Below are 3,966 nucleotides of genomic sequence, written 5' to 3'. Positions count from 1 at the left end.
CCATTCCGAACCCGGAAGCTAAGCCTCTCTGCGCCGATGGTACTGCCCTGGAGACGGGGTGGGAGAGTAGGTCGCCGCCGGACAACCATTCACCAAAGGCCCACCCCACACGGGGTGGGCCTTTGGCATACCCCCGAACACCCAGCCCCGAGCGCACCTGTGCCCGGGGCATCTCCATGCTCAGGCGTTCTCACGACCAACCGGCTCGCCTTCGCCGCCCGGCTGTCACCAGCGTTTCGAGGCTCGTGGAGCGCCCGGGTGCGGCCGGCATCACCGAAGGCGCTCAGCTCCACCCGTACCCCGCGAGCCACCTCGTGATCTCGCGGTAGAAATGTGCCCGTGGCGCGGGACCTGACAGCGTGAGGTCATGGATCCCGCCGGCGATCCGCGCGATCGTCACAACGGGACCGAGGTGTGGAGCGCGTCGGGCGAGGAGCTCGACGTCGAGCACGATGTCCGCCTGGCGCATGTCCTCGCTCCAGCGAGGGCTGATGATGGTCCGGTCGGACGTGAGGACGATGATCGGACAGCTCACGGCAAGTCCCGCCGCCACCGTCGCGTGCCCCTCGATGATCCCTCGGAGCCATCCCGCCCGCACCGGGAAGGACGGGACAGGACGCCACTCGGGGTTGAACTCCCACCCGCCGCTCTCGAGATCCCGGAGCGTCCTGGCGTAGTAGCCCGCGTCGATGTTCGGCAGCGGCGCCTTGGGCTGGAAGCGTGCGAGCTGCCGGATTGCCGGCGCCGACACGGTCCGTACTGTCGACGAGCCCTGCAGCTCGAGCCACGGGCTGTTGAGGACGAGCCCACGGAGCCGCCCGGGGTTCCGGTTCGCCCAGAGGACGCCCGTCAGTCCGCCGGTGGAGTGCCCCAGCAGCATGACCGCCGCATGGGCCCCGAGCTCGGCATGGATCGTCGCGAGCGCCGTCTCGAGGTCCTCGTCGTACTCGGAGAGGTGCTCCATGTACCCAGGGGTCTGGTGGGGGCGCAGGCTGCGCCCGTACTTGCGCAGGTCGACGGCATAGAAGGCGGCTCCCTGGCCGTGCCAGTACTCGGCGAGCTCGGTCTGGAAGAAGTAGTCGCTCCACCCGTGCACGTACAGCACGGCGCGCGCAGGGCGCACGGCCTCCTCGGTCGGTGGGTCGTAACGGACCAGGGTCGCGACCACCTCGCCCTCGTCGTCGGGCGTGAGCTGGAGGGTGAGCTGCCGGTAGTCCGGCCCGAGGACGTCCTCCTGCCAGCGTCCGCGCTGCGGCCGGAAGCGCGGCTTCCGTGCTGCCGCGCCGCCGCGGCCGGCCAGGGGGGCAGGAGGTGAGGCGACGACCTCCGCCGCCTGGCGGAGCGCACCCAGGGAGACGGTCCGAGGGCTCACCGCCCGGGTGCGGCGTCGGACCGCGGCGATGCGTGGGGACCCTGTCCAGGCCTGGTCGCCGGCCGACCCGGACACCGGCCGTCCGGACCCCGCGCGCCCCTCGGCGGGCGTCCCGCCCCCCGACGTCGCGCTCGCGTCGCCGCTCGGACCGCCGCCCGAGCCCGCGCCCGCGCCTCCGGCCTCGTCGCTCATGTCGTGAGCACGATCTTCCCGTACTGCTCCCCGGCGTCGAGCCGTGCGAGGCCGGCAGCGGCCTGCGCCAGGGGAAGGACCTCGTCGATCGTCGGACGAACGTCGGTCCGCGCGAGGAACCGCAGCAGGGCGGCGAGGTCCTCGCGCGAGCCCATCGTGACGCCTCGGACGGTGATCTCCTGGAAGAAGATGCGCGAGAGCTCGGCGGGGCTCGCGTCCCCGGAGGTAGCCCCCGCGACGACGACCGTCCCGCCCGGTCGGACCGAACGCATCGAGTGCGACCACGTGGCCTGACCGACGGTCTCGATCACGGCATCGACCCGCGCGGGGAGCCGAGCCCCGGGCTCGAAGACCGCAGAAGCACCGTTCTGCAGGGCTCGCGCCCGCTTGGCCGACGAGCGCGAGGTCACGAACACCTCGACGCCGGCCGCGCTCGCGAGGCGCGTCGCCGCGCTCGCGACGCCGCCGCCTGCCCCTTGGACGAGCACCCGGTCACCCGGCGCGAGCCCCGCGACCGTGAAGAGCATGCGGTACGCGGTGAGCCACGCCGTCGGGAGGCACGCCGCCTCGACGAACGTGAGCTCGGGCGGCTTGGGGACCAGGTTCTTGGTGGGGACCGCGACCTGCTCGGCGAGGGTCCCCGCGTACTTCTCCGACAGGAGCGTCCGGGACTCGGACGGCCCCACACCGTGACCGTCGGCGCCGATCACGCCGTGGACGACGACCTCGGTCCCGTCGGGTGCGATGCCTGCGGCGTCGGTGCCGAGGATCATGGGCAGCTGCTCGGCCCGGAGCCCGACGCCCCGCAGGGACCACAGGTCGTGGTGGTTGAGGCTCGCGGCCCGGACGTCCACCACGGACCAGTTCTCCCGCGCCTCGGGGGCGGGCAGGTCTCCCACGGTCAGTCCTGCGAGCGGGTCCTGCTGGTCGAAGTGCGTCACGTAGGCGGCAAGCATGTGTCCAACCTACGGTCTCCCCGCGTGGAGCGCGTCCGAGCCCGGGGCGGGTCCGCTCTCCGTCCGCCCCGTGAGAAGGCGGGGCCCCGCGCGGCGTGGCGCGAGGCGGCGGTGCAGGTCAGCGGTGGATGCCGCCCGGCACTGGATGCCACCGGGGCCCGTAGCGCCGGGTGAAGACCGCGCCGCTCACCTCGACGAGAGACCCCGCCGCTGCCCGCACGGCGCGGGCGGTCTCGGCGGCCTCGTCGTCGTCCTCGGCGAGGTAGCGCACCGTGACGCGGGCCTCGCCGCTCACGATCCCCAGGTCGTAGGACTCGACCTCGGTCCGCTCGCGCGCCGCGGCGGCGGCCGCCGGCAGCACGGCTTCCGGGGAAGCGCCTGGACGCAGCATCCCGACGACGAGGCTCACCCGGTACGAAGTCACCGCTGCACCTTCGCACAGGCGGGGCCCGGGGGCCGAACCCGCGGCCGGTGGCGTCGCGCACGTCACTTCACCCGATAATCCTGCGGGATCGGAAACACGGCCTCGGCATACTGTGCCCATGCGCATCACCGCCAAGATCGACTACGCCGTCCGTGCGTGCGTGGAGCTCGCCGTCGCCTACGACGAGGGTTTCGTGACCGCCGAGCGGGTCGGGAAGGCGCAGGGCATCCCGGGGTCGTTCCTCCTGGGCATCCTCAACCAGCTGCGCAGGTCGGGACTGGTCGAGAGTCGCCGAGGTGCGGACGGTGGCTTCCATCTCGCGGCGGACCCGGCGCGGATCGCGGTCGCGGACGTGATCCGCGCGATCGACGGTCCGCTCGCGAACATCGCGGGGGTCCAGCCCGAGGACACGTCGTACGCGCCGTCCGCGGCCGCGCTCCAGCAGACGTGGGTCGCGCTGCGCGTCGCGATGCGTTCGGTCCTGGAGCAGGTCACCATCGCGGACATCGCGTCGGGCGAGCTGCCCGACGACGTCGCGCGCCTCGTGGGGGACTCGGAGGCCTGGGTCACGCGCCCGTTCGGTGACGAGGTCGAGCTGCGTGGTGGGGGAGAGGCCGAGCATCGTGGGTGATGCACGCGCCTGCCGGGGGTGACGGGTATGGCCGCCGGGGGTGACGAGCCGTCACCGTCGGCGGTTCGCGCGTTAACACTGCGCAACCTTGTCTCAGCCACCAGCCCAATCTGGACCGTTTCGGTCTAGTTCAGCTACCGTCGCTCTCATGCACACCGAGCTGACGCACCGCGCGCTCCGCGCCGCCGCGCCGGGCTGTTGCTGTCGTCCCGTCTGACCCGACGACACAGCCCCCGCGCCGACCCCACCGGCGCCCCGTGCACCCGCGACCACGTCGCGGCCCCCGAAAGCGACCCTCATGGTTGTGCCCTCTTCCGCACCCGCCACCGTGCACGCCACAGCGCCCACAGCGCCCACAGCGCCTACAGCACCCACCGGCCCACCGTCTCCC

At 72.7% G+C, this 3,966-nt stretch carries 4 protein-coding genes and 1 rRNA gene; 2 read left to right on the top strand and 3 right to left on the bottom strand.

Translation table 11 applies throughout. The features are described from left to right. A 5S ribosomal RNA gene (gene rrf / locus OERS_RS20315) occupies nucleotides 1-83 on the top strand; the annotation flags it as partial. Nucleotides 84-283: 200 nt separating this feature from the next. On the opposite strand, the gene OERS_RS20310 is transcribed toward rrf, so the two are convergent. The 3 genes from OERS_RS20310 to OERS_RS20300 all read right to left on the bottom strand — a co-directional run bounded on the left by OERS_RS20310 (nucleotide 284) and on the right by OERS_RS20300 (nucleotide 2,944). Then, a complete protein-coding gene (locus tag OERS_RS20310; protein ID WP_083201640.1) occupies nucleotides 284-1,564 on the bottom strand; it encodes an alpha/beta hydrolase in 1,281 nt (426 codons plus the stop codon). Further along, a complete protein-coding gene (locus OERS_RS20305) occupies nucleotides 1,561-2,520 on the bottom strand; it encodes a zinc-binding dehydrogenase (protein WP_068627783.1) in 960 nt (319 codons plus the stop codon). Before OERS_RS20305 ends, OERS_RS20310 begins: the two co-directional genes overlap by 4 nt. A gap of 118 nt (nucleotides 2,521-2,638) precedes the next feature. Beyond that, nucleotides 2,639-2,944, bottom strand: coding sequence for a hypothetical protein (locus OERS_RS20300; RefSeq protein WP_056647532.1), 306 nt, complete (start codon nucleotides 2,942-2,944; stop codon nucleotides 2,639-2,641). 118 nt (nucleotides 2,945-3,062) lie between these two features. Here OERS_RS20300 and OERS_RS20295 point away from each other — a divergent pair, with 118 nt between their 5' ends. Further along, complete coding sequence (locus OERS_RS20295) at nucleotides 3,063-3,575, top strand: RrF2 family transcriptional regulator (protein ID WP_068627782.1); 513 nt, start codon at nucleotides 3,063-3,065, stop codon at nucleotides 3,573-3,575. The last annotated feature ends 391 nt before the right edge of the window (nucleotides 3,576-3,966 follow it).

This window comes from Oerskovia enterophila, from assembly GCF_001692445.1.
Classification (GTDB): domain Bacteria; phylum Actinomycetota; class Actinomycetes; order Actinomycetales; family Cellulomonadaceae; genus Oerskovia; species Oerskovia enterophila.
The sequence above is the reverse complement of the archived record's forward strand: the minus strand, read 5'-3'. Positions and strand labels throughout refer to the sequence as shown.

Excerpts from the sequence above, each read along its gene's own strand:
- OERS_RS20310 (WP_083201640.1), bottom strand. The coding sequence starts at position 1,564 with ATGAGCGACGAGGCCGGAGGCGCGGGCGCGGGCTCGGGCGGCGGTCCG.
- OERS_RS20305 (WP_068627783.1), bottom strand. The coding sequence starts at position 2,520 with ATGCTTGCCGCCTACGTGACGCACTTCGACCAGCAGGACCCGCTCGCA.
- OERS_RS20295 (WP_068627782.1), top strand. The coding sequence starts at position 3,063 with ATGCGCATCACCGCCAAGATCGACTACGCCGTCCGTGCGTGCGTGGAG.